This window comes from Paraburkholderia sp. WS6, assembly GCF_030464835.1.
Classification (GTDB): domain Bacteria; phylum Pseudomonadota; class Gammaproteobacteria; order Burkholderiales; family Burkholderiaceae; genus Paraburkholderia; species Paraburkholderia madseniana.
This window is the reverse complement of sequence record NZ_JALQCK010000012.1, coordinates 166,162-192,253: the sequence shown is the minus strand read 5'-3', so window position 1 is coordinate 192,253 and position 26,092 is coordinate 166,162. Positions and strand designations below refer to the sequence as shown.

General features: G+C 62.5%; 20 protein-coding genes and 1 pseudogene. 15 read left to right on the top strand and 6 right to left on the bottom strand.

Annotated elements, in window-relative coordinates; translation table 11 throughout:
• The first annotated feature begins 80 nt into the window (after nucleotides 1–80).
• From M0D64_RS17170 to M0D64_RS17120, 11 genes and pseudogenes are all read left to right on the top strand, one after another.
• On the top strand, nucleotides 81–707 hold the full coding sequence (locus tag M0D64_RS17170; protein ID WP_154561871.1) for a nucleoside/nucleotide kinase family protein: 627 nt from the start codon (nucleotides 81–83) through the stop codon (nucleotides 705–707).
• Nucleotides 708–944: 237 nt separating this feature from the next.
• Complete coding sequence (locus M0D64_RS17165; RefSeq protein ID WP_266258610.1) at nucleotides 945–1,451, top strand: gamma-glutamylcyclotransferase family protein; 507 nt, start codon at nucleotides 945–947, stop codon at nucleotides 1,449–1,451.
• Between the two features lie 421 nt (nucleotides 1,452–1,872).
• A complete protein-coding gene (locus M0D64_RS17160) occupies nucleotides 1,873–2,727 on the top strand; it encodes a MurR/RpiR family transcriptional regulator (protein ID WP_093635902.1) in 855 nt (284 codons plus the stop codon).
• A 126-nt stretch (nucleotides 2,728–2,853) separates the two neighbouring features.
• Nucleotides 2,854–3,120, top strand: a pseudogene (locus M0D64_RS17155) (carcinine hydrolase/isopenicillin-N N-acyltransferase family protein); the annotation flags it as partial.
• 42 nt (nucleotides 3,121–3,162) lie between these two features.
• Nucleotides 3,163–4,200: an aspartate aminotransferase family protein gene (locus M0D64_RS17150; protein ID WP_266258609.1), complete on the top strand. Its 1,038-nt coding sequence runs from the start codon at nucleotides 3,163–3,165 to the stop codon at nucleotides 4,198–4,200.
• Nucleotides 4,201–4,228: 28 nt separating this feature from the next.
• Nucleotides 4,229–4,783 (top strand): carboxymuconolactone decarboxylase family protein, encoded by a 555-nt coding sequence (locus M0D64_RS17145; RefSeq protein WP_266258608.1) that lies wholly within the window; start codon nucleotides 4,229–4,231, stop codon nucleotides 4,781–4,783.
• Nucleotides 4,784–5,087: 304 nt separating this feature from the next.
• The gene (locus M0D64_RS17140; protein ID WP_054035350.1) at nucleotides 5,088–5,513 is read left to right on the top strand and encodes an OsmC family protein; all 426 of its coding nucleotides are present in this window, start codon (nucleotides 5,088–5,090) and stop codon (nucleotides 5,511–5,513) included.
• A 170-nt stretch (nucleotides 5,514–5,683) separates the two neighbouring features.
• Nucleotides 5,684–6,526, top strand: a complete 843-nt coding sequence (locus M0D64_RS17135; RefSeq protein WP_266258607.1) for an oxaloacetate decarboxylase — start codon at nucleotides 5,684–5,686, stop codon at nucleotides 6,524–6,526.
• A gap of 63 nt (nucleotides 6,527–6,589) precedes the next feature.
• Nucleotides 6,590–7,228 (top strand): TetR/AcrR family transcriptional regulator, encoded by a 639-nt coding sequence (locus M0D64_RS17130; protein ID WP_266258606.1) that lies wholly within the window; start codon nucleotides 6,590–6,592, stop codon nucleotides 7,226–7,228.
• Between the two features lie 31 nt (nucleotides 7,229–7,259).
• Nucleotides 7,260–8,822 (top strand): MFS transporter, encoded by a 1,563-nt coding sequence (locus M0D64_RS17125; protein WP_266258605.1) that lies wholly within the window; start codon nucleotides 7,260–7,262, stop codon nucleotides 8,820–8,822.
• Between the two features lie 486 nt (nucleotides 8,823–9,308).
• A complete protein-coding gene (locus M0D64_RS17120; RefSeq protein WP_266258604.1) occupies nucleotides 9,309–9,581 on the top strand; it encodes a YodC family protein in 273 nt (90 codons plus the stop codon).
• A gap of 40 nt (nucleotides 9,582–9,621) precedes the next feature.
• Here M0D64_RS17120 and M0D64_RS17115 read toward each other — a convergent pair whose 3' ends face one another.
• On the bottom strand, nucleotides 9,622–9,939 hold the full coding sequence (locus tag M0D64_RS17115) for a multidrug efflux SMR transporter (protein WP_120345089.1): 318 nt from the start codon (nucleotides 9,937–9,939) through the stop codon (nucleotides 9,622–9,624).
• Between the two features lie 84 nt (nucleotides 9,940–10,023).
• Between M0D64_RS17115 and M0D64_RS17110 the strand changes: the two genes are divergently transcribed.
• A complete protein-coding gene (locus M0D64_RS17110; RefSeq protein WP_266258603.1) occupies nucleotides 10,024–10,443 on the top strand; it encodes a helix-turn-helix domain-containing protein in 420 nt (139 codons plus the stop codon).
• 38 nt (nucleotides 10,444–10,481) lie between these two features.
• Here M0D64_RS17110 and M0D64_RS17105 read toward each other — a convergent pair whose 3' ends face one another.
• Nucleotides 10,482–10,802 carry a superinfection immunity protein gene (locus M0D64_RS17105; RefSeq protein ID WP_154561793.1) on the bottom strand — a complete coding sequence of 107 codons (321 nt, stop codon included), beginning with the start codon at nucleotides 10,800–10,802 and terminating at the stop codon, nucleotides 10,482–10,484.
• Nucleotides 10,803–10,966: 164 nt separating this feature from the next.
• Between M0D64_RS17105 and M0D64_RS17100 the strand changes: the two genes are divergently transcribed.
• Complete coding sequence (locus M0D64_RS17100; protein ID WP_266258602.1) at nucleotides 10,967–12,430, top strand: M20 family metallopeptidase; 1,464 nt, start codon at nucleotides 10,967–10,969, stop codon at nucleotides 12,428–12,430.
• A 466-nt stretch (nucleotides 12,431–12,896) separates the two neighbouring features.
• Complete coding sequence (locus tag M0D64_RS17095) at nucleotides 12,897–13,784, top strand: crotonase/enoyl-CoA hydratase family protein (protein WP_266258601.1); 888 nt, start codon at nucleotides 12,897–12,899, stop codon at nucleotides 13,782–13,784.
• Between the two features lie 111 nt (nucleotides 13,785–13,895).
• Here M0D64_RS17095 and pdeR read toward each other — a convergent pair whose 3' ends face one another.
• The 3 genes from pdeR to M0D64_RS17080 form a co-directional block, all read right to left on the bottom strand.
• The gene (gene pdeR, locus M0D64_RS17090) at nucleotides 13,896–15,899 is read right to left on the bottom strand and encodes a cyclic di-GMP phosphodiesterase (protein ID WP_266258600.1); all 2,004 of its coding nucleotides are present in this window, start codon (nucleotides 15,897–15,899) and stop codon (nucleotides 13,896–13,898) included.
• A gap of 240 nt (nucleotides 15,900–16,139) precedes the next feature.
• Nucleotides 16,140–20,720, bottom strand: a complete 4,581-nt coding sequence (locus M0D64_RS17085) for a DEAD/DEAH box helicase (protein WP_266258599.1) — start codon at nucleotides 20,718–20,720, stop codon at nucleotides 16,140–16,142.
• A gap of 163 nt (nucleotides 20,721–20,883) precedes the next feature.
• A complete protein-coding gene (locus tag M0D64_RS17080; protein WP_266258597.1) occupies nucleotides 20,884–24,219 on the bottom strand; it encodes an autotransporter outer membrane beta-barrel domain-containing protein in 3,336 nt (1,111 codons plus the stop codon).
• 338 nt (nucleotides 24,220–24,557) lie between these two features.
• Here M0D64_RS17080 and M0D64_RS17075 point away from each other — a divergent pair, with 338 nt between their 5' ends.
• Nucleotides 24,558–25,607, top strand: coding sequence for an aldo/keto reductase (locus tag M0D64_RS17075; RefSeq protein WP_266258596.1), 1,050 nt, complete (start codon nucleotides 24,558–24,560; stop codon nucleotides 25,605–25,607).
• 25 nt (nucleotides 25,608–25,632) lie between these two features.
• Here the strand turns inward: M0D64_RS17075 and M0D64_RS17070 are convergent, their stop codons facing one another.
• Nucleotides 25,633–25,989: a carboxymuconolactone decarboxylase family protein gene (locus M0D64_RS17070; protein ID WP_266258595.1), complete on the bottom strand. Its 357-nt coding sequence runs from the start codon at nucleotides 25,987–25,989 to the stop codon at nucleotides 25,633–25,635.
• Nucleotides 25,990–26,092 lie beyond the last annotated feature (103 nt).

Here is a 26,092-nt window from a genome sequence, read left to right as displayed (position 1 = left end):
GCGAGCGGTTCGGCAATCGGGCCTCGGCGAGGATAAGAATAGTTCTCGCCGACCGCCACTTTTTTGGAATACCCTGGATTATGTCGACGATTGAAGACCGCTACCTCGGTCGCCTCCACCAGTTAATTTCTGACGGGCGGCGCCAGATCCTCGGTTTGGTTGGTGCGCCGGGTGCGGGCAAATCAACACTGGCGCAAGCAATCCTTGATGCTTTTCCCGGAAAGGCAGTGGTTGTGCCGATGGACGGGTTTCATCTTGCGAATGTCGAACTCGCACGGCTCGGTCGCGCATCCCGCAAAGGTGCGGAAGATACGTTTGACAGTGCGGGGTATGTCGCACTTCTGAGGCGCCTGCGTGAGCAGCGTCACGACGAAACAATTTACGCTCCCACATTTCGCCGGGAAATTGAAGAACCCATCGCCGGCGCAATCCCTGTGGCGCCTGATATGCCGCTTGTAATCACTGAAGGGAATTACCTCCTTCTCGAGCATGGCCATTGGAAAGCTGCGCGACCGTTGCTCGACGAAGTTTGGTATGTCAACGTCGACCCGGACCTGCGACGGCAGCGTCTTGTTAGCCGGCATATTGGTTTCGGGCGGGACCAGGCTGCAGCAGAGCAGTGGGTTCAGAAAACTGACGAAGTGAACGCGACCTTGATTGATTTAACTAGAGAGCGTGCCGATCTTCAATTCCATTGGTCATCGTAAGGCACATTGAGGGATTCTGGCACCCCACGAGGCGATGCATTATGCGTTGGTCTCCCCGAGTATCTATGGATTTCCGGTTGAACAGTGATAAAACTTCACGATGGAATCAATCAAGCGCTGGTCGTCTCACTTACCCTCTACGCGGAACTATTTGCAGCGACGGCGACCGTCTAAGCCGACTAGCGAAATTGCGCTCAGAATTGGTGTGACATCGGCCATTCAATTGAGGGGGCGAGCATGTTCACAACCGACGAATTCGCGTATTTCGCATATGGCTCAAACATGTCGGCACGCCGATTGGTCGCACGGGTGCCGTCCGCGAGGGTCGTCGCGTCAGGCTTCGTAAGCGGATGCCGACTCGCGTTCGACAAGATTAGTAACGACGGGTCGGGCAAATGCGATTGCGAGAGCACTGGGGTTGCTGGCGACAGAGTGTACGGTGTCATTTTCGGGGTGGCCTTTCGGGACCGTGTCGTGCTCGACAGGTTCGAAGGGGCCGGCGCCGGTTATGAACCTAAAACAGTACATGTTGAAACCAACGTTTGCGGCTTAGACGCGCTCACATACTTTGCCACGAAAAAACGTTTCGGCCTCACACCGTATCACTGGTACAAGCGGCATGTGCTCATCGGTGCACGGGAGGCAGGTCTTCCGGCCGACTACATTCGTGCCATCGAAGCGGTCGCTTCTGTTGACGACTCCCAGCAGTCAAGGGCCGAGAAGGAGGCACGTCTGTACGACTGATTGAGTAAGGTCGCCAGGCCAGATGTTGTTTGCAACTGGTTTTTTTCAGACCAGCTTTGTTTGCGATGCTGAGAGCTAAGTCTTTGATTTTGCAACGGTCAGATTTCGCGCAGATACGACTCTCTTGAATCCAATTGCCATTGTAACTATTGCAACGCCCTAGAAGACGCCATCCGCTCGGATGTTTGTTGTTGCGCTTGCGTGGCCATTGCGCGATCAAATCATCCCGTTAGCGAGAATGGGACGAGAAGCCCTCCCAGTCGGGCCAGTTTGTTTTGCGAAAAGCTAGCCAGGACAGATTTGATTGCGATAGGACAGATATTGTTTGCGAGCCGCCACGAACTGGAAGTTCTGTTGGATGCGATGCACCGGGTGGTAACATTTGTTGTCATTCTTATCGACCGTTCGCCCGGTATATCGCATGCCAGACAGTTTTGACCAGCTCGCCGCCCTGATCCGGGCGCGCTTCTCCGAACTGAGTCCGCAGTTCCAGATGGGAGCAGGGTTCCTGCTCGATCATCCCGATGAAGTCGCGGTCTCGTCGATGCGCAAAGTGGCCGAGCGCGCGCAGGTGCAGCCGGCTTCGCTGGTGCGTCTGTCGCAGCAACTGGGTTTTCCCGGCTGGAACGAGTTGCGCAACCTGTTCGTCGCGCGCGTGCGCACGCGGCCCGAGCCGCTCACCAGTCGCGCCCGTTCGCTCGTCAAATCGAAAGATGCGCTGGCCAGTGACCTGCTGGTCGCGCAACAACACAACCTTGAGGTCACCGCCGCGCATAACGGTCGCGTGATCGTGGAAGCCGCGCGTCTGTTGCGGCGCGCGCCGCATGTGCATGTAGCAGGCTTTCGCTCCTGTTATGCGGTGGCGTTTGGTCTTGTCTACGGCTACCGGCTGTTTCGCTCGTCGGTGTCGCTGCTCAACGGCGAAGCCGGCACGCTCGAGATGCAACTGCGAACGGTCGCGCGTGACAGCGCCACCATCGTCATCAGCTTCGCGCCCTATTCAGTCGAAGCGGCACGCGTGGCCGAAGCCGCGTTGGAAAAGGGCAGCAAGCTGATTGCAATCACGGATAGCGCGGTTTCGCCGATCGCGTTGAATGCCGACAAGGTGCTGATTTTTTCGCACGAAAGCCCGTCGTTCTTTCCATCGCTGGTGGCGGCCACGGCGATTGCCGAATCGCTGGTCGCGCATCTGCTTGCGCTGGAAGGGGCGGGTGCCGTCGAGCAACTCGGCATCGCCGAGCAGTCGCTGCATGAAAAGGGCGCGTACGTACCTTGAAGTTTTTCCTCTGAACCAGGCAGCAGCGTGTCACGGAGCGCAGACGCTCTGTCTGCTTCACCATCGCATCGTTTTACAACAAATGTTGTTCAGAAGTATAAATGCGTACCGATTGTTGAGTGGGCACGAGCCGTGGCGATCCGTTCGTGCAGCAACTGCGCGATGCGGCTTCGCTCGACGAGGCGCGGCACATCCTGCGCGACACACCGACTGCGAGCAGCTTTCATCACACACTCGGTTGTGCGGGAGACGAGCGTCCAAGCAAGTGCGCAGCGATGTTCCGTGCAAACGGTGTCGACTATCGGCGGCCATGCGAACCATCTGATCCATCCCGGCTGCGAAGCCGAGGCGCAAATCATTACCGATTCTTCCCGTGACCGGCAGCCCCGCGTCTGAGCAGCCGTCGCCAATAGAAAGGAAAGGAAAGGGAAGACCATGTCCACCGTATTCCATCGTTCGCCGAAGCAGTCACTGCCGGTGGCTATCGTCGGCGACGGCATCGAGATCATCGATTCCACCGGCAAGCGCTATATCGATGCCTCGGGCGGCGCAGCCGTCTCGTGCCTCGGCCACAGCAACCAGCGTGTGATCGACGCGATCAAGCGGCAAGCGCAGCAATTGCCGTATGCGCACACGTCGTTCTTCACCACCCAGGTCGCCGAGGAACTCGCCGACCGCCTGGTGGCGAGCGCACCGCAAGGGCTCGAACACGTGTACTTCGTGTCGGGCGGTTCGGAAGCGATGGAGGCGGCGCTGAAACTGGCGCGGCAGTATTTTGTGGAGAAGGGCGAGTTGCAGCGCCGTCATTTCATCGCGCGTCGCCAGAGCTATCACGGCAACACGCCGGGCGCGCTGGCGATCGGCGGCAATGCGTGGCGGCGCGAGCCTTTTCTGCCGATTCTGATCGAAGCGCATCACGTGAGCCCGTGTTACGCGTATCGCGAGCAGCGCATCGACGAAACCGAAGAGCAGTTCGCGCAGCGTCTCGCGGATGAACTCGAACAGAAGATTCTCGAACTCGGTGCCGACACGGTGGCCGCATTCGTTGCGGAAACGGTGGTGGGCGCAACGGCTGGCGCCGTGCCGCCGGTGCGGGAATACTTCCGCAAGATCCGCGCGGTGTGCGATCGCTACGGCGTGCTGCTGATCCTCGACGAGATCATGTCGGGCATGGGCCGCACAGGCTACCTGTATGCGTGTGAAGAAGACGGCGTCGCGCCGGACATCCTCACGATTGCCAAGGGGCTCGGCGCCGGCTATCAACCGATCGGTGCGAAGCTGAAACTGCACGCGGCGATCCGGCGCGAAGCGTTCGTGCGTGGTTTGATGGTGTATCCGATGGGTGGCACGGTCGACGGCAAGATCGGCGATCATGTGCTGCTGGCGCCGCCGTTCATCTGCACCGCGCGCGACATCGGCGAGATCATCGGCCGCTTGACCGATGCGATCGAAGGCGCGTTGACCGCCATCTGACACCCTTTCCCTTTCAGCGAGATCCGCGATGACCGAGCGTTTGCCTCACTTCGAACTATCTGAAGCCACAGCCGAGCAAAAGGCCGTACTCGACGAGATTCTGTCCGGTCCACGCCGCAATCTGAACGGGCCGTTTCTGGGCTGGATTCATAGTCCGGAGTTGGCACAGCAGGCGCAGCGGCTTGGCGCGTTCTGCCGCTATCGCACCGGCTTGCCGCTGCGCCTGTCGGAGCTGGCCATTCTGGTGACCGCGGCGCGCTGGCAGGCGCAGGCCGAGTGGTATATCCACTATCCGATCGCTCTCGATGCCGGGGTAGCCGAAGCGGATGCCGAGGCAATCCGACAGGGTCATCAGCCTTCCTTCGCGGATGCCGATGACGCATTGATCCATGACTTCGCGAGCGAACTGTACGACACAAAACGTGTGTCGGATGTCACCTATAGAAAGGCGGTCGGGCGCTTCGGCCACCAGGTGGTGATCAACCTGGTGGGCTTGCTCGGCTACTACGCCCTGGTGGCGATGACACTGAACGTATTCGACATGCGCGCGGTGGGGCAGGAGAGCTTGCCGTTCGCCGAGTAGCGACTGCGCCCTGCGTCCGCGGCACGGACTGCGGCACGGACTGCGGCACGGACTGCGGCACGGACTGTGACTCGCATCAGCGAACCGTATCCCGGCGTCGTCACGACACTGGCACACGGAAGCGCCTATGATGAAGTTCGGTCCACGCCCGCACCTCTTGCGCCGCGCGGCACGCCCCGAAGGCATACCCCTTGGGGCACTCGCGACCGATGCCGATACTACGAATACCCGGGCTGGACCGTTGTGGGCGGCATCACGTAGGGTTGAGGAGCGGTGCGAAGCAGGGCACAAACAGGAGAGAGCGATGAAGCGCAAGGCATCAGCAGTCTGGCAAGGCGGCCTGCAAGACGGCAAGGGCTCGATTTCCACCGACAGCGGCGTTCTCAAGGACACCCAATACTCGTTTGCCACGCGCTTCGCGGACGGCATCGGCACGAATCCGGAAGAGCTGATTGCGGCTGCGCACGCGGGTTGTTTCTCGATGGCGCTTTCGGCCGAACTGAGCAAGGCGGGCATCAAGCCTGAACGTATCGGCACCACGGCAACCGTCACGCTCGACAAGGACGGCGGCGGCTTTTCGATTACCGCGGTGCATCTGGATGTGGCCGTGAAAATTCCCGGTGGCGACAAAGCGGCGTTCGAGAAGGCGACCGCGGACGCCAAGGCGGGCTGCCCGGTTTCCAAGGTACTGAACGCCACCATTACGATGGACGCGAAGCTCGAAACCTGAGCGCGCGGTTCATCTATTGCGGACAGATGAAGGGCTGGCTGGCGGGGGTAGCCGGACCGCCGGCTGCCACTCTCTGTTCTTGCTGTTTACTGCTTATTTAACGAATACACAACGACGATCCGGCAGCGCGTGGGCGCAAACGCCGGTCGCCGTCTTCAATGGGACCGTCGATGACAACGCAAACCGAAAAAGCACGGCAATTCCAGTCATATCACGCAGCGGGCGAGGCCTTCATCATCCCGAATCCCTGGGACATCGGTACCGCGCGGCTGCTCGCGCTGACCGGCTTCAAGGCGCTCGCCACCAGCAGCGCAGGCTATGCTTTTTCGCGTGGCCTGCCGGATAACGCCATCGGCCGCGCGCAGATGATGGTGCATCTTGCCGAAATCGCGGGTGCGACCGATTTGCCGGTCAGCGCCGATCTGGAAAACGGTTTCGGCGACGCCCCGGAAGACTGCGCCGAGACGATCATGCAGGCCGCGGCTGCGGGTGTGGTCGGCGGTTCGATCGAGGATGCAACCGGTCGTGCGGACGAACCGATCTACCCGTTCGAGGCTGCCGTGGAGCGCGTGCGCGCGGCAGTCGTCGCGGCGCGTGCTCTGCCGTTTCCCTTCACGCTGACGGCGCGAGCCGAGAACTACCTGGTGGACCGACCCGATCTCGACGATACGATCCGGCGGCTGCAGGCTTACCAGGAGGCTGGGGCGGATGTGCTTTATGCGCCCGGCCTGAAGACGCGCGAAGAGATCGCCACCGTGGTCAGCTCGCTCGACCGGCCGGTCAATGTGCTAATGGGCTTGCAGGGCGTCCTGCTCAGTTTCGAGGACCTGCAGGCGCTGGGTGTGCGGCGTGTCAGTGTGGGTGGCTCGTTGGCGCGCGCGGCGTTGGGCGCGTTTCTCCGCGCCGCGCACGAAATGCGCGATCACGGCACCTTCAACTACACGACAGAGGCCGCCAGCGGCAACGAGATCAACCAGCTCTTCACGAGCGCTGCGCAGAAGTGGGGCAAATAGACGGTCGTGCCCGTTTCGAATCTCGCCTTGCTTTCTTGAACGGTTGGTCATAATATCCGTCGGATGAAGCAATCTGGCAATTCGAAACAATTCGCGAAAAAAGAGGGTGAGGCCTGCCCTCGCGGGCGGCCGCGCGAGTTCGACACGGACACCGTCTTAACGAGCGCGAGCCAGGTTTTCTGGAATCACGGCTACCACGCCACCTCGATCGACGACCTCTGCAAGGCTACCGGCCTGTTGCGAGGCAGTCTGTACGGCGTATTCGGCGACAAGCACGGCATCATGCTCGCCGCGCTCGATCACTACGCGGAAGGTTCGGTCGCGCGGCTGGCCGAACGGCTGAACGCGCCGGTGCCGGCGGAAGAGGCGCTGCGCAACGCTTTGCTGCATTACGCCCGGGTCGCTTGCGCGCTGACAGGCGAACGCAGCTGCTTCATCACCAACACCACGCTGGAGATGCAACCCGGGGACGAGGAACTGCGCACGCGCGTCGCGGCGATTCAACGCCGCATGGCGACGTTGCTGGCGGCCTCGGTGATTCGCGGCCAGGCGAGCGGCGCGTTCAATTCCACGCTCGACGAAAAAGCCGTCGGCGATTTCCTCCTGTGCGTGATGCAAGGACTGCGCGTATTGGGGCGAGTCGCCCACAAGGAAGATGCGCTGATCGGAATCGTGGACGTCGCCATGCGCGCGCTCGTCTAATTTTTTTTACCTAATTTTTGAACGAACGGTCATGAATAGAGACCCGATCAAGTCCGCCCCGGCGGCATTTGCTGGACCGGTAGGCGGAGCCGCCGCCGCTTGCCCAGGCGTCGGTGCGGTGGCCGCCAGCGGAGTTGCCACAGGTACGACGGCCACCAGTTCCGGGAAGGCTGCGTCCGGCTTCGAGCGCCAAGGGCTCGCGCTCGCTGTGCTGTTCGTCGGCGCCTTCCTCGCACCGCTCGACTATTTCATCGTCAACCTCGCGCTGCCGTCGATTCACACCGGCCTGAACGCCACCGACGCGCAATTGCAACTCGTGGTGTCCGCCTACGCATCCGCTTATGCCGTGCTGCTGATCACGGGCGGGCGTCTCGGCGATCTGTTTGGCCGGCGCCGCATGTTCATGACGGGCATGGCGGCCTTCGTGGTCGCCTCCGCGCTGTGCGGCTTCGCCACCAGTGGCCACATGCTGGTGATCTCGCGGATCGTGCAGGGCATCGCCGCCGCGGTCATGGCGCCGCAAGTGCTCGCGACCATCCGTGCGGTCGTGCCGCTGCATCGGCAGACCAAGGTCATGAGCCTCTATGGTTTCGTGTTCGGGCTTTCGTCGATCGTCGGGCAACTAGGCGGCGGCGCGCTGATCACCTATCACCCTTTCGGACTCGACTGGCGCATCATTTTTCTGATCAACATTCCGATCGGCATCGTGGCCTTCATCGGCACATGGAAGTTCGTGCCGGAAAATCAGCCGGCCACGAACACCGGCATCGACCTGAAGGGCGTCGCGCTGCTCTCGATGGTGCTGCTGCTGGTCATCTATCCGATGACGCACGGCCGTGAAGCCGGCTGGCCGACGTGGACCTTCGTGATGTTCGCGCTGGCAGTTCCCGTATTCGCGCTATTCGTGGCGACCGAGCGGCGCGTCGAGCGCGGCGGCGGCCATCCTCTGGTGGATCTGCAATTGTTCCGCAACCCGGCCTTTGCGTTGGGCCTCGTGCTCGCGTTCCTGTTCTATTGCAACAGCGCGTTTTTCCTGACCTACGGGATCTTCCTGCAAACCGGTTTGCACTGGACGCCGCTCGCTTCGGGTATGGCCATCATGCCGTTCGCGATCGGCTTCGTGGTCGGGCCGCTGACGTCGCCGGCGGTGGTCAAGCGCATCGGCGGTCACGTGCTGGCGCTCGGCTTCTCGATGATGACCGTCGGCTTCACGGTCACCGGCTGGTCCGCGACCCATGCCGCTACGCCTGATCTGCTGTTCTACTGCGGACTGGTGTGCGCGGGCGTCGGCCACGGTCTGCTCCTGCCGTCGATCATGCGCATCGTGCTGCTGGAAGTCGTGCCGGAGAAGGCCGGGCTTGCCTCGGGCGTGGTGTCGTCGACTTTGCAGATCGGCTCGGCGTTCGGTACGGCGGCCATCAGCGGTGCGTTTTTCGGTGTGATCGGCGGCCGCGAGACACCGGCTGCCTATGCGCACGCGTTCCAGTACAGCCTCGCGATCAACGCGTGTCTGATGTTCGTGTGTATCGGTTTGAGCGTGCTGCTCGTGCGGCATCAACAACTCGCACTGCGCCGGGCTGCCCAGCCGGTTTGAAAATAGCGGACGGGAAATCGTTTTCAACGGTGGTCGCTAAAAACTATTATGCACTTTAAACAAAACTGGTTTTGGAGTGGCTGCATTTACCGATGAGTTTTCCGTTCATAGGTAATTCCGCGTGTGAGTGATCAGAATAAACCCGAATCGGGTTTGTCGGTGGCAGTGCAGATATGACAAATCCAGTGCGCATTTTCTACTTGCGGGCCGGGTTTGCCGCCGTAAGTTTTGCGATCGTGCAATGCCGCACGGGTGGTGGCCTGGCGTTGTTATAAAGGGTTTTCCCCGGTTTTACCCATCGACTGCCGGGGTGGAAAGCCTATTCCAGTGCCAATGAAAACGGTATCAATAAAAAGCGCTTGCCGTGGTTAATTTCGATTGTTAATCTTGGCCAACTTTTTAGAGTTTTCCTTCGGCAGGGTTCTATGCTGCAAAGCACGGTGCGATGACTTTATTCCGCTCAACGGGTTCCGTAGGGGATTGAATATGCTGACCGCTACCATTGACGTATTCGAAACACCGGCAGCCGCACGCTTCAATGTCGGCGATGTTGTCACGCTGAAGGAAGGTGGTCCGCGCATGACGGTGACGTATGCGGGACCGGTGGCGCTCAGTCCGGGCGACTGGCTGATTTGCGAGTGGTTCGACGAACATGGCGAACTGCGCCGCGAAATGTTCGCGCACGAGAGCGTGCGAGCTGAACCGCGCTCGATTCCCGCCGGCTCGGTGATGTGGGGCAGAATGGGCCGGGCGGCCTGAGAGAAGCGGCCCGCCGCACGTACTCGCTCCGCGAACCGGTTTATCCGTCGATCAGTTTCAACCCCGCCACTGACAGCACGATCAAGGTCATGCAGATCACGCGGGGCGCCGAAACGGGGTCGTTGAACAGCATCACGCCGAGCACCGTGATGCCAAGCGATCCGATCCCTGTCCATACCACGTAAGCCGTACCTGCCGGCAAATGCTTCATCGCCAGCGTCAGTAAAAACACGCTGCCGAGCGCGGCCGCAACGCCGCCGATGCTCGGCCACAAGCGTGTCCATCCATTTGCATATTTCAACGCCAACGCCATCAGGATTTCGACCGCGCTTGCGGCGAGCAGAATGAGCCATGCCATCGTGAGCCCTATCGGTGAGTGGTTAATGAGCGGCCAGCTTAGGGCTATAGTGATGCGCTCACCATTACTTACCCGCTGGTAACCATGGCATTTCCCGAGTCCGCCAACGCGTCCCTCGCCTCGACCGAACAGCCCTATCGCGGTGACGTTTTCGACGCCGCCTGTTCGTCGCGCCTCGCGCTCGAACTGATCGCAGGAAAGTGGACGCTGCTCATCATGCCGGCGCTGCTGCCCGGCCCGATGCGCAATAACGCCTTGCTGCGCAAGATCGGCGGCATTTCACAAAAGGTGCTGACGCAGACGCTCAAGGAACTCGAGCGGAACGGTCTGGTGATCCGCGAGGAGCAGCCGGGCGCGGTGGCGCACGTGGAATACCGGCTCAGCGAACTGGGGCGAACGCTCAGTGACGCGCTGGTGACGCTCGATCATTGGGCCGAGGAAAACGCGGCCGAACTCGACGCTGCGCGTGAGCGCTATGACGCGCGGCAGCAAACGCACCGCTAGCTGCCTGCCCGCGGTTGCTGCGCACCATTGTTGTCGAATCAAGGTTGCTTGTTTTCCGGGTGCTCACGCGACGCGGCCCGCCTTTGCACGCGCACCAGAAGCGCCGATGAGAATGCGCGCATCCGCACGATCTTGCGCGTCTCTACAACTTCGCCGGCCACGTTCTTCGGCGGGTTGGGCTGTAGCGACCAGTAGAGTGCGAGCAGCCAGCCAAAGCCGGTCCAACCGAGGCACGCGTTGAAGAGCGCCAGGGTCAGCACGTCATGACGCTTGCGCCGGTCCGCGAGAATGCTCGGCAGAAAATACAGCGCCAGCGCGAGCACCGCGGCGATGGCCTGTACAACGATGTTGCCACCCATAGCCTGGCTCCTCAGGACGTGATGTATCCCCCGATTGTCGCGCGATTGTTTTCTTTGCGCTGCGTCGCTCTGAAACATGCACGCGCGGTGAGGGGGTTCAGCGCATCGCGCATCAGGACTATCATGGACGTTTCGACTGAACAGACCCGCCACGGACCGCCACCATGATCTCCGACGATACGACCCAGCAGACCCAGCGCATCAACCAGGACACGCTACGCGAATTCGTAGACCGTAAATGGAATGACGAGATTGTTCCTGCGCTCACGGATTACATTGCCGTGCCGGCCAAGAGTCCGGCGTTCGATCCCGAGTGGGTCAAGCACGGCTATCTCGAGCGCGTGATTACCGACGCGGCGCAATGGGCCGAACAGCAACCCGTACGTGGCCTGAAACTCGAAGTGATCCGCTTGCCGGGCCGCACGCCGGTGATTTTCTTTGAAACGGCCGCGACCCGATCGGGCAGCGAAGAAACCATCGTGCTGTACGGCCACCTCGACAAGCAACCTGAATTCGACGGCTGGCGCAACGACCTCGGCCCCTGGACGCCGAAGCTCGAAAACGACAAACTGTACGGCCGCGGCGGCGCCGACGACGGCTACGCGATCTACGCGAGCATCACGGCACTGGCCGCGCTGGACGCGCAAGGCATCGAGCGTCCGCGCTGCGTCGGCCTGATCGAAACCTGCGAGGAATCGGGCAGCTACGATCTGCTGCCGTACGTCGACGCATTGCGTGAACGGCTCGGCAAAGTCGGGCTTGTGGTGTGTCTCGATTCGGGTGCGGGCAACTACGATCAACTGTGGCTCACTACGTCGTTGCGCGGGCTGGTCGCCGGCGACCTCGAAGTCCAGGTGCTCGACGAAGGCATTCACTCGGGCGGTTACGGCGGCATCGCACCATCGAGCTTCCGCATCATGCGGCAACTGTTCGACCGTCTCGAAGACTCCGCCAACGGCACCCTGTTGCCCAAGGGTTTCCACGTTTCGATCCCGGCGGACCGTCTGCGCGAAGCGGAAGCGACCGCGCAGATTCTCGGCGACGACGTCTGGAAGAAACTGCCGTGGGCCTGCGGCCAGGACGGCCGTCAGGTGCTGCCCACCACCACCGATCCGCAGGAAGCCTTGCTCGACTCGACGTGGCGTCCGTCGCTGTCGGTGACCGGCGCAGCCGGCTTGCCCGCGCTTGCCGACGCCGGCAACGTGCTGCGTCCGCGCACGGCGTTCAAGCTGTCGCTGCGCCTGCCGCCGCTGATCGAAGCGGAAAAGGCCGTCGCCGAACTGAAGGCGCTGCTCGAATTCGATCCGCCGTACAACGCCAAGGTCACCTTCAAACCGGACGCCGGCGCGGCGAGTGGCTGGAGCGCGCCCGATCTCGCACCGTGGCTCGCCACCGCGCTTAACGACGCGTCGCGCACGCACTACGGCGCGGACGTTGCCTACATGGGGCAGGGCGGTACGATCCCGTTGATGAACGTATTGAAGTCGGGCTTCCCGAAGTCGCAGTTCATGGTGTGCGGCGTGCTCGGGCCGAAGTCGAATGCACACGGACCGAACGAGTTCCTGCACGTGCCGTATGGCAAGAAGCTCACAGCAGCCGTTGCTCAGGTGATCGCGGCCGCGCCTTGATGAGCGGTTCGCCTTGAGTTTGGCCTCGAGCTTTCCTGCAATAACGTTGCAGGCGAATCAGCGGGCGCTCCGGAGCGCCCGCGTTTAAATATGCGAATTGAATAGTCCGTCTGTTAGCCCACAAATAAAAAAACAAGCCTCCGCAAGCTATATTTTCGATTGCATTACCTAATCGACGACTATTTCTTTTTCTTTCAAATCCGGCAAGAAATTCAAGCTTTGTTCGTTCGCTAATTGACTGCGGCCGTGTGCTCATTTGCGGGCTAATTTCGCCCTTCTTCGGTGCGCAAGCGTTTGCGTCCGCAGCATCTTTCGTCCGTCCGTTCGCCGCCCCGCAGAGCGCCATCTGGCGGGGCTTCACGCGCGTGTTGCATTCATCTGTTGGTTACCCCGCTCCCATCCGATTCCGGTCTGCTTTAGGCTCGCATTGCAATGCCAGTGTTTAACCTTAAAAGGACCGTTCAAAATGAACCTGCATAATCACCACGCCTGCCGTCCGTTCCTTGAGGCCGGCAATTTGTCGCAAGTCTCCGCCTACTACGAAGAAGGCCGCAACATCATGTGGATGATGCTGCGGGCGCAACCGCGTCCCTGTTTCAATCTCGATCTGGTGCATGACATTCTGGGTCTCGCGCAGGCAGCACGAGAGTCCGGCTTGCCGATCGATTTCTGGGTGACCGGCTCGTTGATTCCGGCCATGTTCAACGTCGGGGGCGACCTTGATTTCTTCGCCGACACGATCCGCTCCGGCAAGCGCCAGGCGCTGATGGCGTACGCGCGCGCCTGTGTCGATTGTGTGCACGCGGCGGCGCGCGGCTTCGATACGGGGGCGATTTCAATCGCGATGGTGGAGGGCACAGCGCTTGGAGGAGGGTTCGAGGCGGCGCTCGCGCATCATTTCCTGCTGGCGCAGAACGACGCACGCATGGGCTTTCCGGAGATCGCGTTCAATCTGTTCCCGGGCATGGGCGGCTATTCGCTGGTCGCGCGCAAGGTGGGGATGCGTCTGGCCGAGGAACTGATCGGCATGGGCGAGTCGCACACCGCTGAGTGGCACTTCGGCAAGGGACTGGTCGATCAGCTATTCGAACCGGGCGACGCCTATATGGCGACGCGCACCTTCATCGATACGCTCCGGCCGAAGATGAACGGGATCCGCGCGATGCTGCGGGCGCGCCAGCGGGTGCTGCAACTCTCGCGCGCCGAGCTGATGGAAATTACCGAGGACTGGGTGAATGCCGCTTTCACGATCGAGGAGAAGGACCTCGTCTTTATGGAGCGGCTGGTGATGCTGCAGAACCGCCGTACTTCGAACCTGCGCCAGACGGCCTCCAGCGCGGCCAATTTCGCCTGAATCGCCTCGGGTCTCGAGGATATCGAGCCGCCGCGGGCGGGTCCCCCAACCCCCCAATCCCCCAAGGGGACTTCCTTCGGAGCGGGGGACGCCCTTCGGGCGCGTGGAAGCTCAGGCAATCAGTCTGAGCTTCTGCCTATCCTGCAACCAGCGTTCGAATTCCGCGACCGGCATGGCCTGACCGTACAGGAAGCCCTGTACGTAGTCGACGCCCAGCCCCCTCATGAACACCTCTTCCGATTCGGTTTCGATGCCTTCGGCGACCACCTTGAAATTCAGCTCCTGCGCGACCACCACCATGGAGCGCACGAGTGCTTGCGCTTTGGTGTCGGCATTGATCGAGCGGACGAAACTGCGGTCGAGCTTGATGACGTCGAGCGGAATGCGGCCCAACTGCGAGAGCGACGAATAGCCGGTGCCGAAGTCGTCCAGGTGAACCTGCGCGCCGAGCTGGCGAAACTGCTTGATCAGATCGATTGCCGCCGCTTCGTCCTCGATCAGGCAACTCTCGGTGAGTTCCAGGTCGATCAGACACGGATCGAGATTCGCGCGCTGGAGCGCTTCGCTGAAATGCCGCACCACGGCGGTGTCGACCAGTTGCCGTGCTGACACATTGATCGCGATGCGCAGGTTGTAGCCGTCCGCCTTCCATTTGGCCGCTTGCTTCGCGGCCGTTTCCATGACCCAGCGGCCGAGCACGCCGATCAGCCCGGATTCTTCCGCATAGCGGATGAACTCGGTCGGCATGATCTGCCCGCGCTCCGGCGAGTTCCAGCGGACCAGCGCTTCCGCGCCCTGCACCACGCCGGTGGCGAGCACGAGCTTGGGTTGATAGTGCAGCGTCAACTGGCCCTCTTCGAGACCGCGCCGCAGGTTGGTGTCGAGCCACATGTACTCGGCAACCTTGCGGTTCATCTCGGGCGAGAACACGCGATAGGTGCGCTTGCCTTCGTCTTTGGCAACGTACATTGCCGTGTCCGCCGAACGGATCAGCGATTCGAGGTCGTTCCCGTGTTCCGGATAGCGCGCGATGCCGATCGAGCAGCCGGTGTAGACCTCGACGAGCCCCAGGCTGAACGGCGTGCGCAGGCGTTCGAGAATGCGCTGCGCGGTGGCTTCGAGATCGTGGGCGGTGCCTTGGGCGGCGAGCACAATGAACTCGTCGCCGCCGAGGCGCGCGAGCACGTCGCCTTCGTTCAGGCAGGTGCTGATGGCCGACGACACATCGCGGATCAGCCGGTCGCCGAAGACATGGCCGTAGTGGTCGTTGACCTTCTTGAAGTTGTCGAGATCGAGGAACAGCACGCCGACCGATTCGCCTCGCGCGGCTGCTTCGATCGCGGCACTGATCTTGTCCTGGATCGCGTTGCGATTGGCGAGGCCGGTGAGCGAATCGGTGTTCGCCAGTTCGGTGAGACGTTCCTGCGCGAGCCGTTCTTCGGTGATGTCGGTGCCCGAGCAGATCAGAAACTGTTCTTCGACGCCGCTGCCGCTGTGAACGAACTTGTTGCGAAACAGGAATAGCCGTTCGCCGCGAAGGGTTTTCACGCGCCGCTCGACTTCGTACGAGACGCCGCGATTGAAGAAACCTGTGATGTTCTGGCTCGACGCCGCGCCGGACTCGGTGCTCATGAACAGCGCCCACACATTGCGGCCGACGATGTCTTCTTCCTTGACGCCCGTGAGTTCCTCGGCGAGCCGGTTGAAGCGCTGTATGCGACCGTGCCTGTCGACGATGACCACGACCGAATTGACTTCGGAGACGACCTGTTCGGCGAAAGACAGACCGTGGACGAGGTCGCGTGCGACGGATTCCGTATCGTCGTAGGCCGAGGCGGTGCCTGCCCACGTATTGCTGGCGAGTTTTTTACCGACGAGGTGCAGGCGCAGCGGTTCGCCGAACAGCCGCACGTCGAGGATGAGGTGCGAGGTGACGCCGGTGAGGCAGCGGATCTGCGAGGCCTGTTGGGGATTCAGCGGAATGGCGACATTAGCCGGCACGTCGCCGGTGACGGGCGTGAGTTCCAGCGCGTTGCTGTCGTTCGACAGACGCCAGCAAGGGCTGCTTGTGCCGAACTGGGCAAACAGCACCTGATCGTGTTGGTCGTCGTTCATGAGATCCCCGGGCAGTGTGCCGATGAGCCAACCATGAAGGTGGGGTGGCGGCAAACAGTCTTCATCATACTTAAAGACTGGCCCCATTGTAGCGAAGCGGCTGGCGTTCGGGCCTATAAACATTAACGGTCGTGATGGCCTTCGTCTTAAGGCTTTTATTTTGGCGTGCGCGCTGGTATGAAGCCTCGAAATCGCATCGAAACGGCATTGAAACTGCTGTGGAATTACCTCAGGACTGCCTCAAAACCGCCGGGCCAACGCGCTTCGGGCGTGCTCCCGCTCTGTGGGAATCGCTTCCACCGTGGGGTCAAACCAGAAAGCCCCTGCGACAAGCGTCGCGATAACGATTCCATCCCGATACAAGACCCGATTTCCAGCGACAGCAGGCACGCGTTCACCCACCAGCAACGTACCGGCAAGATTCAAAGGATCGGTTCCTGCGACACACACAAAAGCACCATCGTTCGCATGCCGTCGCACTTCGCGCAAGATCGGAATCGCTTCCGGTAAAGCAAATTGTTCGCCAGCGAGGCCATTCACAAACCGCCCGCCGCGAATGACACCGCGTGCTTCGAGCCGCTGAAACACGCGCAACAGGTCCCGCCACGGCGGCAACCACTCGGCCTCGCGTTGGAGCAAACGCCAGAACACCACACCATAGCGGCGCAGCAACGTCATGGCGACATGCTCGAGTACTTCTGGGGCGAACTGCTGACGGCGCGCCGGCGATGCTTCGGCTGCAGCAACAACGGGCTGCCGGCTGACCAGGGCCCAGCGGCCCGCGTCGTCCATTCCTCCGATCAATGCACTCGACCTGACACGCCGGCTACTGGAATAAGCACTGCGTTTGGCGACGGGTTTCAACAACGCCCGCAAGCCGGCGAAACTGTCGGAATTCACGAGGCCCGCGGCAACCAGCTCGCCCAGCGCGTTTTCCAGTTCCATGCGCAAGCCGTGTACCTCGGCCAGCAATTCGTCGAAAAACATTGCGCCATGCTGCGATAACGTGTCATGGACGCTCTGCGCGCGCGCCGATAGCTCCGGTTGTTTCGACGGGTCGATCAGCGCGCGCCAGACTCGTACCTGTGGGCGCGGCAACAGCACGATCGGCGTGCTGCGCACCGGTCCTGCGGCACCGCGCGCCCGCTCGGTCAGGCGCGTCCAGACGATCTTGCCGGCACGGCATAGTTCGTCGAGCGAAATGTTCGCGTACGCCTTCACGCGCGTGGGTAGAATGTCTTCTTCCCATGCGGCTGCCGCGGCCTGAAAACCCTCCATCTGGTCGAGTACGGCGGCTAAAGCGTCGCGTCCCTCGCTGCGGGTGTCAGGCGTCAAATGCTGCCACTCGAACAGAAAACGCATGAAGTCGTGCCGTTCCACCGGCTCGATTTCGCGTCGCAAGCGTTTCACCGTGTAACGGTGGATCCGCGCAAGCAGATGACGCTCGCACCATTCTTCTTCGGTCGCGCCCGGCGAGAAGCGGCCGCGCATCACGTAGCCTTCCGCTTCGAGGCGCGTCAGCGTGTGTTCGACCGACGTTGCGGGCACGTTCAGTGCCTGCGCGATCGCACGTACAGGCAGCGGGCCAAAGCCAGTGAGCCGGGCGCGCAGCACGTCGAGCAGGGCGTCGTCGGCGCTCCACGTATCGGTGTAGCCGTTTGGTGCGGTGAGCGGCGGTTCAAGCCGGGCGTCAGGGTAGAGCGCATGGAAACAGGTCAGGCGCTCGGCAGGCAGCCACAGCGCGTCGTCGGCAGCGATCCGCAGACGGGTCGCGCGACCGGATTCGGCAAGCAACGCGAGCCATGCCGGCCAGTCTTCGACATTGCGCGCCTCGGCCTCGGTGATGCAGGCGAGACCCGTTAGCGCTTCGTGCATCTCGTCGGCGGTGCGTGCCTGCGGCCATGCCTCGTCGCGCACGCTGTCGATCGCGTCGGCATCGAGCGCGCCGAGGTCGTCGGCGCTGGACGGATCGCTCCAGCGGCGGTTCTGCACGGCTTGCGTGCGGCGCTCTTCGATCGGCGCATCGTCGAGAAAGGCGTAGGGCTTGGCCGTGAGGATTTCGGCGGCAAGCGGCGAGGGCGCCGGCAGATCGCGGGCGATTAGTTGCACCTCACCCTGTTCGATACGACGCAGCAAGGCAATCCAGCTCTCGCTGTCCATCGCGTCGTGCAGGCAATCGTCGACGGTTTGGTCGACTAAGGGATGACGCGGCAGTTCGCGCTCGCCGACGATGTTTTCCAGGCAGGCGGCCTGTTCGGGAAACACGCTCGCCAGCAGATCTTCGCTACGCATGCGCTGCAATTGCGGCGGGGTCTTGCGCCCGCCGGTATAACGCGGCAGGCCGAGCGAGGTGGTCGCGTTCCAGCGCCAGCGCACGCCGAAGAGCGGCGCGTCGAGCAGCGCCTGGATCAGCAGATGCTCGGCACTGTTCGAATGGAGGTAGCGCCATACTTCGTCGAGTACGAAGGAATGGCTGCCGGTCAGTGAGAGGATGATCGCGTCTTCGGTAGCGGCGGCTTGCAGTTCGAAGTTGAAGGTCCGGCAAAAACGCTTGCGTAACGCGAGGCCCCACGCGCGGTTCACGCGACTGCCGAACGGCGCATGGATCACGAGTTGCGTGCCGCCGGATTCGTCGAAGAAGCGTTCCATCACGAGTGTGTTTTGCGTCGGCAGCACGCTGAGCGCGGCGCGTGCGCGGGCGAGATAGTCGACGATTTGCCGCGCGGCGGCTTCGTCGAGACCGAGAGCGTCGACGAGCCAGTCGATTGCGCGTTGGAGGCGCGTATTCATGACTTCGCTGTCGGTCCCGGTCTCAGTCCTGGTCCCGGTCGAACACGCCTCGTCGATCGCCACCACCGCATCGGCCTCCTGCCCATCGAGCAGGCGCCCAATCTGCTCACGCAGGCGCGCGACGCCGAACGACAGTTCATCACTGCGCCCCGGCGCTTCGCCGAGCCAGAACGGAATATTTGGCGGCTGCCCTTGGGCGTCCTCGACCCGCACGCGGCCGCTCTCGATCCGCAGAATCCGGTACGACGCATTGCCGAGTTGAAACACGTCTCCGGTGAGACTCTCGACGGCGAAATCCTCGTTGACGGTGCCGATATTGATCGCCTGCGGTTCGAGCACCACCGCATAGTCGGCGTTCTCGGGAATCGTGCCACCTGACGTCACGGCGACCAGTTTGCCGCCGCGCCGGCCGCGCAAGGTGCCGCTCACCACGTCGCGATGAATATAGGCGCCGCGCGGGCCGTTACGGCTCGTATAGCCAACGGCGAGCATGCGCAGCACGGCGTCGTATTGCTCGCGTTCGAGGCCCGCATAGGGGGCCGCGCGCCTCAGCATTTCGAACAGTGCGTCTTCGCCCCATTCGGCGCTCGATACCTCGGCGACGATCTGTTGCGCAAGCACATCGAGCGGCGCGCGCGGAATCCGCAACGCGTCGAGTTCGCCACGCCGCACGCAATCGAGCAGCGCGGCGCATTCGATCAGATCGTCGCGCGAAGCCGGAAAGAGCCGGCCTTTCGGCATGCCGCCCACGTGGTGGCCCGAGCGCCCCACACGCTGCAGGAACGGCGCGATCGCGCGCGGCGAACCCATCTGGCAGACCAGATCGACGTCGCCGATATCGATGCCCAGTTCCAGTGAAGCGGTCGCGATCAGCACCCGCAACTCGCCGCGTTTCAGGCGCTGCTCCGCGTCGAAACGATGTTCCTTGGCGAGACTGCCGTGGTGCGCGGCGACTACGTCTTTGCCGAGCCGCTCGGTCAGATGACGCGCGGCGCGTTCGGCCATGCGGCGCGTGTTGACGAAAATCAGCGTGGTGCGATGCGTCGCGATCAGTTCGGCGAGGCGATCGTAGACGCGCTCCCACACTTCGTTCGGCATCACCGCTTCGAGCGGCACGGGCGGAATCTCCAGCGCGAGATCGCGCTCGCGAATGTGGCCCACATCGATGATCGCGCAGTCCGCCGGAATATCGCTTTCGATGCTCGCACCGCCCACCAGAAAGCGCGCGACTGCGCTGACCGGTTTTTGCGTCGCCGACAGACCGATCCGTGGCAGGCGCCGCTGACACAACGCATCGAGCCGTTCGAGGCTGAGCGCCAGATGGCTCCCGCGCTTGCTGCCGGCGAGCGCGTGAATTTCGTCGACGATTACTGTGCGCACCGTCGACAGCATGCGTCGGCCGGAATCCGAACCGAGCAGGACGTACAGCGATTCCGGCGTGGTCACGAGAATATGCGGCGCGCGTTTTTTCAGCGCATTGCGTTCCTGCTGCGTGGTGTCGCCCGTGCGTACAGCGGTGCGGATGTCGAGCGGCGGCAGGCCGCGCGCCTCAAGTTCCGCGGCGATGCCTTGCAAGGGCACTTGCAGATTGATGCGGATGTCGTTGGAGAGCGCTTTTAACGGCGAGACGTAGACCACGAGGGTTTCGTCGGGCAACGCGCCGCCGTTGGCGAGGCCTTGCTGGACGAGTTCGTCGAGAGCGGACAGGAAGGCGGTGAGGGTTTTGCCCGAACCGGTGGGCGCGGCCACCAGGGTCGAGCGTCCGCTGCGAATCTGCGGCCAGGCGGCAGCCTGGGCGTCGGTGGGGGCGGGGAAGGTCTTCAGGAACCAACTGGCTACTGCCGGATGGAAATCATCCTGCGCGCCGGGCGTGAAAGGGCCTGAAGCGGGGGCCGAAGCGTGGCCCGAAGTAGCATCTGAAGTTGCCTGCAATGCCGCATCGAAGCGCGAAGAATCAGAGCGCGCGTCCAGGGCGGTGGCGGATGTCGAGGCCGAAGTCATGCTGGCATAGATGGGGACGCGGTGTGCCATATCCAGAGGGCGGCAAGCGCCGGCCTGTTTCAAGGATCAACAATCAGTCTGGCAGGTTTTCGGCGGCTTTGCCGATGCCTGGGTGGCGGCTATCGCGCGGAATAAGGCGGCAATCACTGCGGGTGCGGCCCGCACCGCACCTGCCGCACGGCACGGCGCAAAACTACCAGACCCAACGCACGCCTGCGTCGCCCGTTACCGTTCTCTGGTGTGCGCCACCCAGATTCGTCACCCAGCCGAGCGTCGCGAATACGCTGCCCGACGTGCTGAACTTACCGACCACGCCCGCGCCGAGTTGCGCCGCGGTTTGCCCGACGGTGCCCGGAATCACGGTCCCGCCGCCGAAGGTGACTTTGTCGTCGGAGCCGAATTCGCGTAGGAAGCTGACGCGCAGATAGGGCCGCCACGCGATCGCGAAGGCATCGAACTGAGCTTGCAGGCGCGCACCGATTCGTCCGACGAAAGTATTGCCGCTGTTGAAGCCGACACTCGATACACCATCGTTGAAATCGGACAGCGAGAGGTGCTGCCACACGAGTTGCGCTTGAGGTTCGAGCGTGAGCCCGGCGCCGAGCGGAATCGGCAGACCGCCTTCGAGCGAGCCGGTCACCGCGTTGCCGTGCGTCGTCGTAGCGAGGCCGTCGCGCGAGACCGGATCGACGGTCAATGAACTTCCCATCAGCACGGCGTCCGTGTACCAGCCACTCGGGCCGGTATGCGTCCAGTAGCCGCCGAGGCTGTACGCATTGATCGCCAGATGGCCTGCAGCGAGGTTGGGCACGCCGAGCGCGAAGCCGTCGACGTCGCCGGTGGCCCGCGCGAAACCGACGAACAAACCGTAGTGATTGCGCTGGCCGCTCGCACTGCTGTCGGCGTAAAGATCTTGCCCGGCCTGGATGCCATACACGGAGCCGTCGAATTGCGGACTTGCCGTGCCGTCCTGGCTCAGCACGCTGTGGCCGCCCCACACGCGGCCCCATGCGGCAGGCAGTTTGCCGCTTTCGCTCAGCAAGGCCTGATCGCCTTGCCGGTCATGGAACGTATCGATCTGCATCAGGCCGAGTTCACGCGCGACGCCGGGCGCCGCGGCGTAGACCGGCACTTCGACGCGATACAGCGGCGTGGCGGCCGAGCCGGCGGGCGGCGCGGGCGGCAAGGGCGGCGTGCCCTCGGCCGCAATCGGTATGCCGGTCGCGACAACAGGCGGCTCGCCAGGGGCGCCCGGCGTCGTGACCGGCGGCTGGCCGGGTGTCGTTGTGGGCGGCAGCGGCGCAACCGTATTGCGCAAATACCAGTTGTCCGTGGTGCCGCTGCTCACACCGCCTTTGGCCAGATAGTAGGAATATGCGCCGGCTTTCACCGGTGCAGCCAGCGTAAAAGCGCTCGAGGCGGTGGTGGCGCCGTTGGTCGCCTGAATCACTTGAATGCCGTCAGCTACTGTTTGTGCGCACTGGCCGCCAACGTTCGTGACTTGCAGGCGCGTTGAGCCAGTGGCTGTCCCGCCGCTCAGCACGAGGCGATCGGACGCCGCGCCGTCGCCGGCGACGACGGTGTTCAATCCGATGGTGCCGTTTTGTCCGGCATAGTTGCCCGTCACATTCAAGCGGTTGCCCACACCGCCTGCGGCAGGTCCGCCGATCTGCACGAGTCCGGCATTCACCAGCGAGCCGTTGATCGAGAACGCGCCGTTGCCCTCGCTGGCAAACGACGGCAATGCATTCGCCACCGCGAGCGTGCCGTTGTTCGTGACCGCGCCCGTCACGCTGCCATAGCCGCCGAGCGTCGCGCCTGAGGCCACCGTGGTGGCGCCGCCGCCCGTCAGCGCGGCATTGGCATGGGTCGCATCGCCGATCGCGAGGGTGCCCGCCGCGACTGTGGTTGCGCCGCTATAGGTGCTCACGCCGGTCATCAGCAAGCTGCCGCTGCCGGCTTTCGTCAACGCGCCGGTCCCGCTCACCGCCTGGGAGAGCGTGGTATCGAAGGATTGCGTATCGATCGTGCCGCTGCCTGCGGCCAACGTGATGGCACGCGTGCCGGCGAGGTCGAAGCTTGTCGTCAGTTGCAGCGTGCCGCTGTTGAACGTGAGCCCGCCCGTGTTCGCACCGAGCGCGTTGTCCGCGCCGACGGCGATCGTGCCTTGATCGATCGTCGTGCCACCCGAGTAGGTGTTGCCGTTCGCCGCAGCCGGCGCAAGCGTCAACACGCCAGCTTCGGTTTTGTCGACTGCGCCTGTGCCGCTGATCGATCCCGTGTAGGTGCCCGCGTTGTCTTGGGCAAACCGCACGAGTCCGTTGTCGGTGACATTGGTGGGCAGGTTCACCGCGTTCGCCTGCAAGGTCGCGCCGCTATCGACGAGCGCCGCCGCGCTCGCGCCTAACGTGCCGGTGAGATTGAGCGTGCCGGTCTGCACATGTGCGAGCGTGAAGGTCCCGCTGCCGGTCCAGTTCCACTGTGTGCCTTGCATCAGCAAGGTCTGAAAGTTGGTAAACGCATTCGACGCCGTACCCGTGCCTTGCAAGGTCACCGTATTCGATCCCGCGCCACCGTCGGCCGCGCCGTTGATCACCGAACCGGTTTGCAGAATCAGCGAATCGTTGCCGTTGCCCATCGTGATGGCCGTGCCGATGCCGCTCTGCACGAGCCCCGCATTGATGATGGTGCTGTTGCCGTTGAGCGTGCGGATGCCGGAGCCGTTCTGACTGATGATGCTGCCGCCCGCGAGGTTCTGGATCGTCGCCACGAAGCTCGATCCCGCAGTGTTGGAAAACACCGCATCCGAACCGCTGCCGCTCGCGCTGATCGTGCCGCTGTTGATCAACTGGTCATTATTGCCTTGCAGATCAGCGGTTGGACTGGCCGCGCCCGTGGTAGTCAACGTGCCGCTGTTGTTAATGGTGCCGCTGCCGCCCAGAATCGATGCCGCGCGCGCGTTGCTGCCCGAGGTCGTCACCGTGCCGCTGTTGATCAACGTGTTGTTCAACTGGCCGACGTTCGTTTGTCCCCACGCGGCCGTCATGCCGTAAGCGTTGGGGCCGCTGGTGGTGATCGAGCCGCGATTGATCAGCGTGTTGCCGCTGCCGTTGGCGGCCATGCCGTCGTTGAAGGCGCCGCTCGTGGTGATGACCGCGCCGCTCGCGTTGGTGATCTGATTGCCATTGCCCACGCCGAGCAACACGGCACCGCGCGCGGTGCCCGTACCGCCGCCGCCCGTCAGCGCGAAGTTGCCGCTGCTGTTGATCGTGCTATTGGTGTCGACGCTGAAGACAACTGCATTGGTGCTGTGCACGAAGCTGCCCGAGGCGGTGCTATCGGCATTGATCGTCACGCCGGTGCTGCCGGTTTGCGCAACGACGGCGGCGAGGCCGGTGCCCGTGCAGGTGACTGTGGTGTTGCTCGGCGGCGCGGTATTGCTGCACGCGGCCATCGCTGAAGGGGTGAATGCCTTTGAGAGCAGCACCACGCTGCCGAGGCCGATTCCAAATGTTTTCTTCTTCTTCATACGCACGGTCCTTGTTAAAGGCACTGCACCATACGAGCGGAATGGTCAGACTTATACACGCCTTACCAGAACTTTCCAAATGCCCCCGGCATAACATTACGGGTATGTTGCGCATCGCCGACGCTTGCCGGAGACCCGCATGGCGCCTCGCTTTTGGCAAAGAAGGAAATTTTTCCGGGCCAAAAAAGCTGCGGTAACTACTGCGGGGACCGTAAGTGGTTTGAAACATACGTTCGCCGGATGGCTGGTCAGAACTCACGCCGGGTCCTGTCGAAATTTTCCAGGTGCAGTACTCTGTACGGCTCACCGATTCACGAATCCACGATGGAGTCTCGACGATGCGATACAACCAGTTAGGCCGTACCGGTGTGTTTGTTTCGGAGCTGTGCCTGGGCACGATGACCTTCGGCGGAGGCGACGGCATCTGGAAGCAGATCGGCGATCTGCAGCAGGGGGACGCGGAGCGGCTGGTCGGCCGGGCGCTCGATGCGGGCATCAATTTCATCGACACGGCCGACGTCTATGCCGATGGCCTGTCCGAACAGATCACGGGTCAGGCGTTGAAGAACCTGAAAGTGCCGCGCGACAAGGTTGTGGTCGCAACCAAAGTATTCGGCCAGACGGCAGCGTTTCCGAACGCGCGCGGGGCCTCGCGTTATCACATCATCGACGGGATCAAGGCGAGCCTGAAGCGCCTGCAACTCGACCACGTCGACCTGTATCAGATCCACGGTTTCGATCCGGCCACACCGATCGAAGAAACCGTGCGCGCGCTCGATACGCTGGTTCAGCATGGCCATGTGCGCTATGTCGGGGTGTCGAACTGGGCCGCGTGGCAGATCGTGAAGGCGCTGGGCATTGCGGAGCGCCTCGGCCTCGCGCGCTTTGAATCGCTCCAGGCGTATTACACGCTGGCGGGCCGCGACCTCGAACGCGAACTCGTGCCGATGCTGCACAGCGAAGGGCTTGGATTGATGGTGTGGAGTCCGCTCGCGGGCGGCTTGCTGAGCGGCAAATATGGGCGCGATCAGCAGGGCGAAGCGGGCAGCCGTCGCACGACCTTCGATTTTCCCCCGGTCAATCGCGAGCGCGCCTATGACTGTGTCGACGTGATGCGCGATATCGCGGAGACGAAGAAAGTGTCGGTGGCGCAGATCGCGCTTGCGTGGCTGCTGCATCAACGCGTGGTGAGCTCGGTGATCGTCGGGGCGAAGAAAGTCGAGCAACTCGACGACAACATTGCCGCCACCGGCGTCGCGTTGACCGCCGACGAGCTTGCAAAGCTCGATCAGGTCAGCACGCTGCCGGCTGAGTACCCGGGCTGGATGCTGGAACGCCAGGGCGAAGTGCGCCGCAAGCAGCTTGAAGAGGCGCGTCATTCGGCGTAACGGCGCGTAGTGGGCGCCGCTTCCCTCAATCTGCCGGCTTGCTATCCGCCTGATAAGCGGCGACGGCGTCCATCGTGCGTGCCGAGTACACCATGGTGGCGCCCGCGTTCATGGCGACCGCCACGCCGAGCGCTTCAGCGATCTCTTCACGTGTCGCGCCGTGTTTCAACGCTTCGGCGGTGTGCACGGTGATACAGCCGTCGCATCGCAAGCTCACGGCCACCGCAAGCGAAATCAGCTCGCGCGTCTTCGCACCGAGAAGGTCGGCCTTCTGGCCCGCGCTCGACATCGTTTGATAGGCCTTCACCGTATCCGGCGACAGTTTGGCGATCTCGCCGATGCGGCCGAACAGTTCCTTGCGGTAATCGATCCAGTTCAACATGACAGTGCTCCTTTGTTTGCCACGCCCCGGCGGGTGCCGGTGTCGTTAGGCAAAGTATTGCGCTGTGCCGCGATATCCTGAATACTCGATTCGCTCAACTTTT

Bases quoted from the DNA above. Each gene is read 5' to 3' on its own strand.
- M0D64_RS17125 (WP_266258605.1), top strand. From the start codon at position 7,260: ATGAATAGAGACCCGATCAAGTCCGCCCCGGCGGCATTTGCTGGACCG.
- M0D64_RS17100 (WP_266258602.1), top strand. From the start codon at position 10,967: ATGATCTCCGACGATACGACCCAGCAGACCCAGCGCATCAACCAGGAC.
- M0D64_RS17145 (WP_266258608.1), top strand. From the start codon at position 4,229: ATGACCGAGCGTTTGCCTCACTTCGAACTATCTGAAGCCACAGCCGAG.
- pdeR (WP_266258600.1), bottom strand. From the start codon at position 15,899: ATGAACGACGACCAACACGATCAGGTGCTGTTTGCCCAGTTCGGCACA.
- M0D64_RS17080 (WP_266258597.1), bottom strand. From the start codon at position 24,219: ATGAAGAAGAAGAAAACATTTGGAATCGGCCTCGGCAGCGTGGTGCTG.
- M0D64_RS17105 (WP_154561793.1), bottom strand. From the start codon at position 10,802: ATGGGTGGCAACATCGTTGTACAGGCCATCGCCGCGGTGCTCGCGCTG.
- M0D64_RS17130 (WP_266258606.1), top strand. From the start codon at position 6,590: ATGAAGCAATCTGGCAATTCGAAACAATTCGCGAAAAAAGAGGGTGAG.
- M0D64_RS17140 (WP_054035350.1), top strand. From the start codon at position 5,088: ATGAAGCGCAAGGCATCAGCAGTCTGGCAAGGCGGCCTGCAAGACGGC.
- M0D64_RS17115 (WP_120345089.1), bottom strand. From the start codon at position 9,939: ATGGCATGGCTCATTCTGCTCGCCGCAAGCGCGGTCGAAATCCTGATG.
- M0D64_RS17095 (WP_266258601.1), top strand. From the start codon at position 12,897: ATGAACCTGCATAATCACCACGCCTGCCGTCCGTTCCTTGAGGCCGGC.
- M0D64_RS17170 (WP_154561871.1), top strand. From the start codon at position 81: ATGTCGACGATTGAAGACCGCTACCTCGGTCGCCTCCACCAGTTAATT.
- M0D64_RS17120 (WP_266258604.1), top strand. From the start codon at position 9,309: ATGCTGACCGCTACCATTGACGTATTCGAAACACCGGCAGCCGCACGC.
- M0D64_RS17075 (WP_266258596.1), top strand. From the start codon at position 24,558: ATGCGATACAACCAGTTAGGCCGTACCGGTGTGTTTGTTTCGGAGCTG.
- M0D64_RS17165 (WP_266258610.1), top strand. From the start codon at position 945: ATGTTCACAACCGACGAATTCGCGTATTTCGCATATGGCTCAAACATG.
- M0D64_RS17160 (WP_093635902.1), top strand. From the start codon at position 1,873: ATGCCAGACAGTTTTGACCAGCTCGCCGCCCTGATCCGGGCGCGCTTC.
- M0D64_RS17070 (WP_266258595.1), bottom strand. From the start codon at position 25,989: ATGTTGAACTGGATCGATTACCGCAAGGAACTGTTCGGCCGCATCGGC.
- M0D64_RS17110 (WP_266258603.1), top strand. From the start codon at position 10,024: ATGGCATTTCCCGAGTCCGCCAACGCGTCCCTCGCCTCGACCGAACAG.
- M0D64_RS17085 (WP_266258599.1), bottom strand. From the start codon at position 20,720: ATGGCACACCGCGTCCCCATCTATGCCAGCATGACTTCGGCCTCGACA.
- M0D64_RS17135 (WP_266258607.1), top strand. From the start codon at position 5,684: ATGACAACGCAAACCGAAAAAGCACGGCAATTCCAGTCATATCACGCA.
- M0D64_RS17150 (WP_266258609.1), top strand. From the start codon at position 3,163: ATGTCCACCGTATTCCATCGTTCGCCGAAGCAGTCACTGCCGGTGGCT.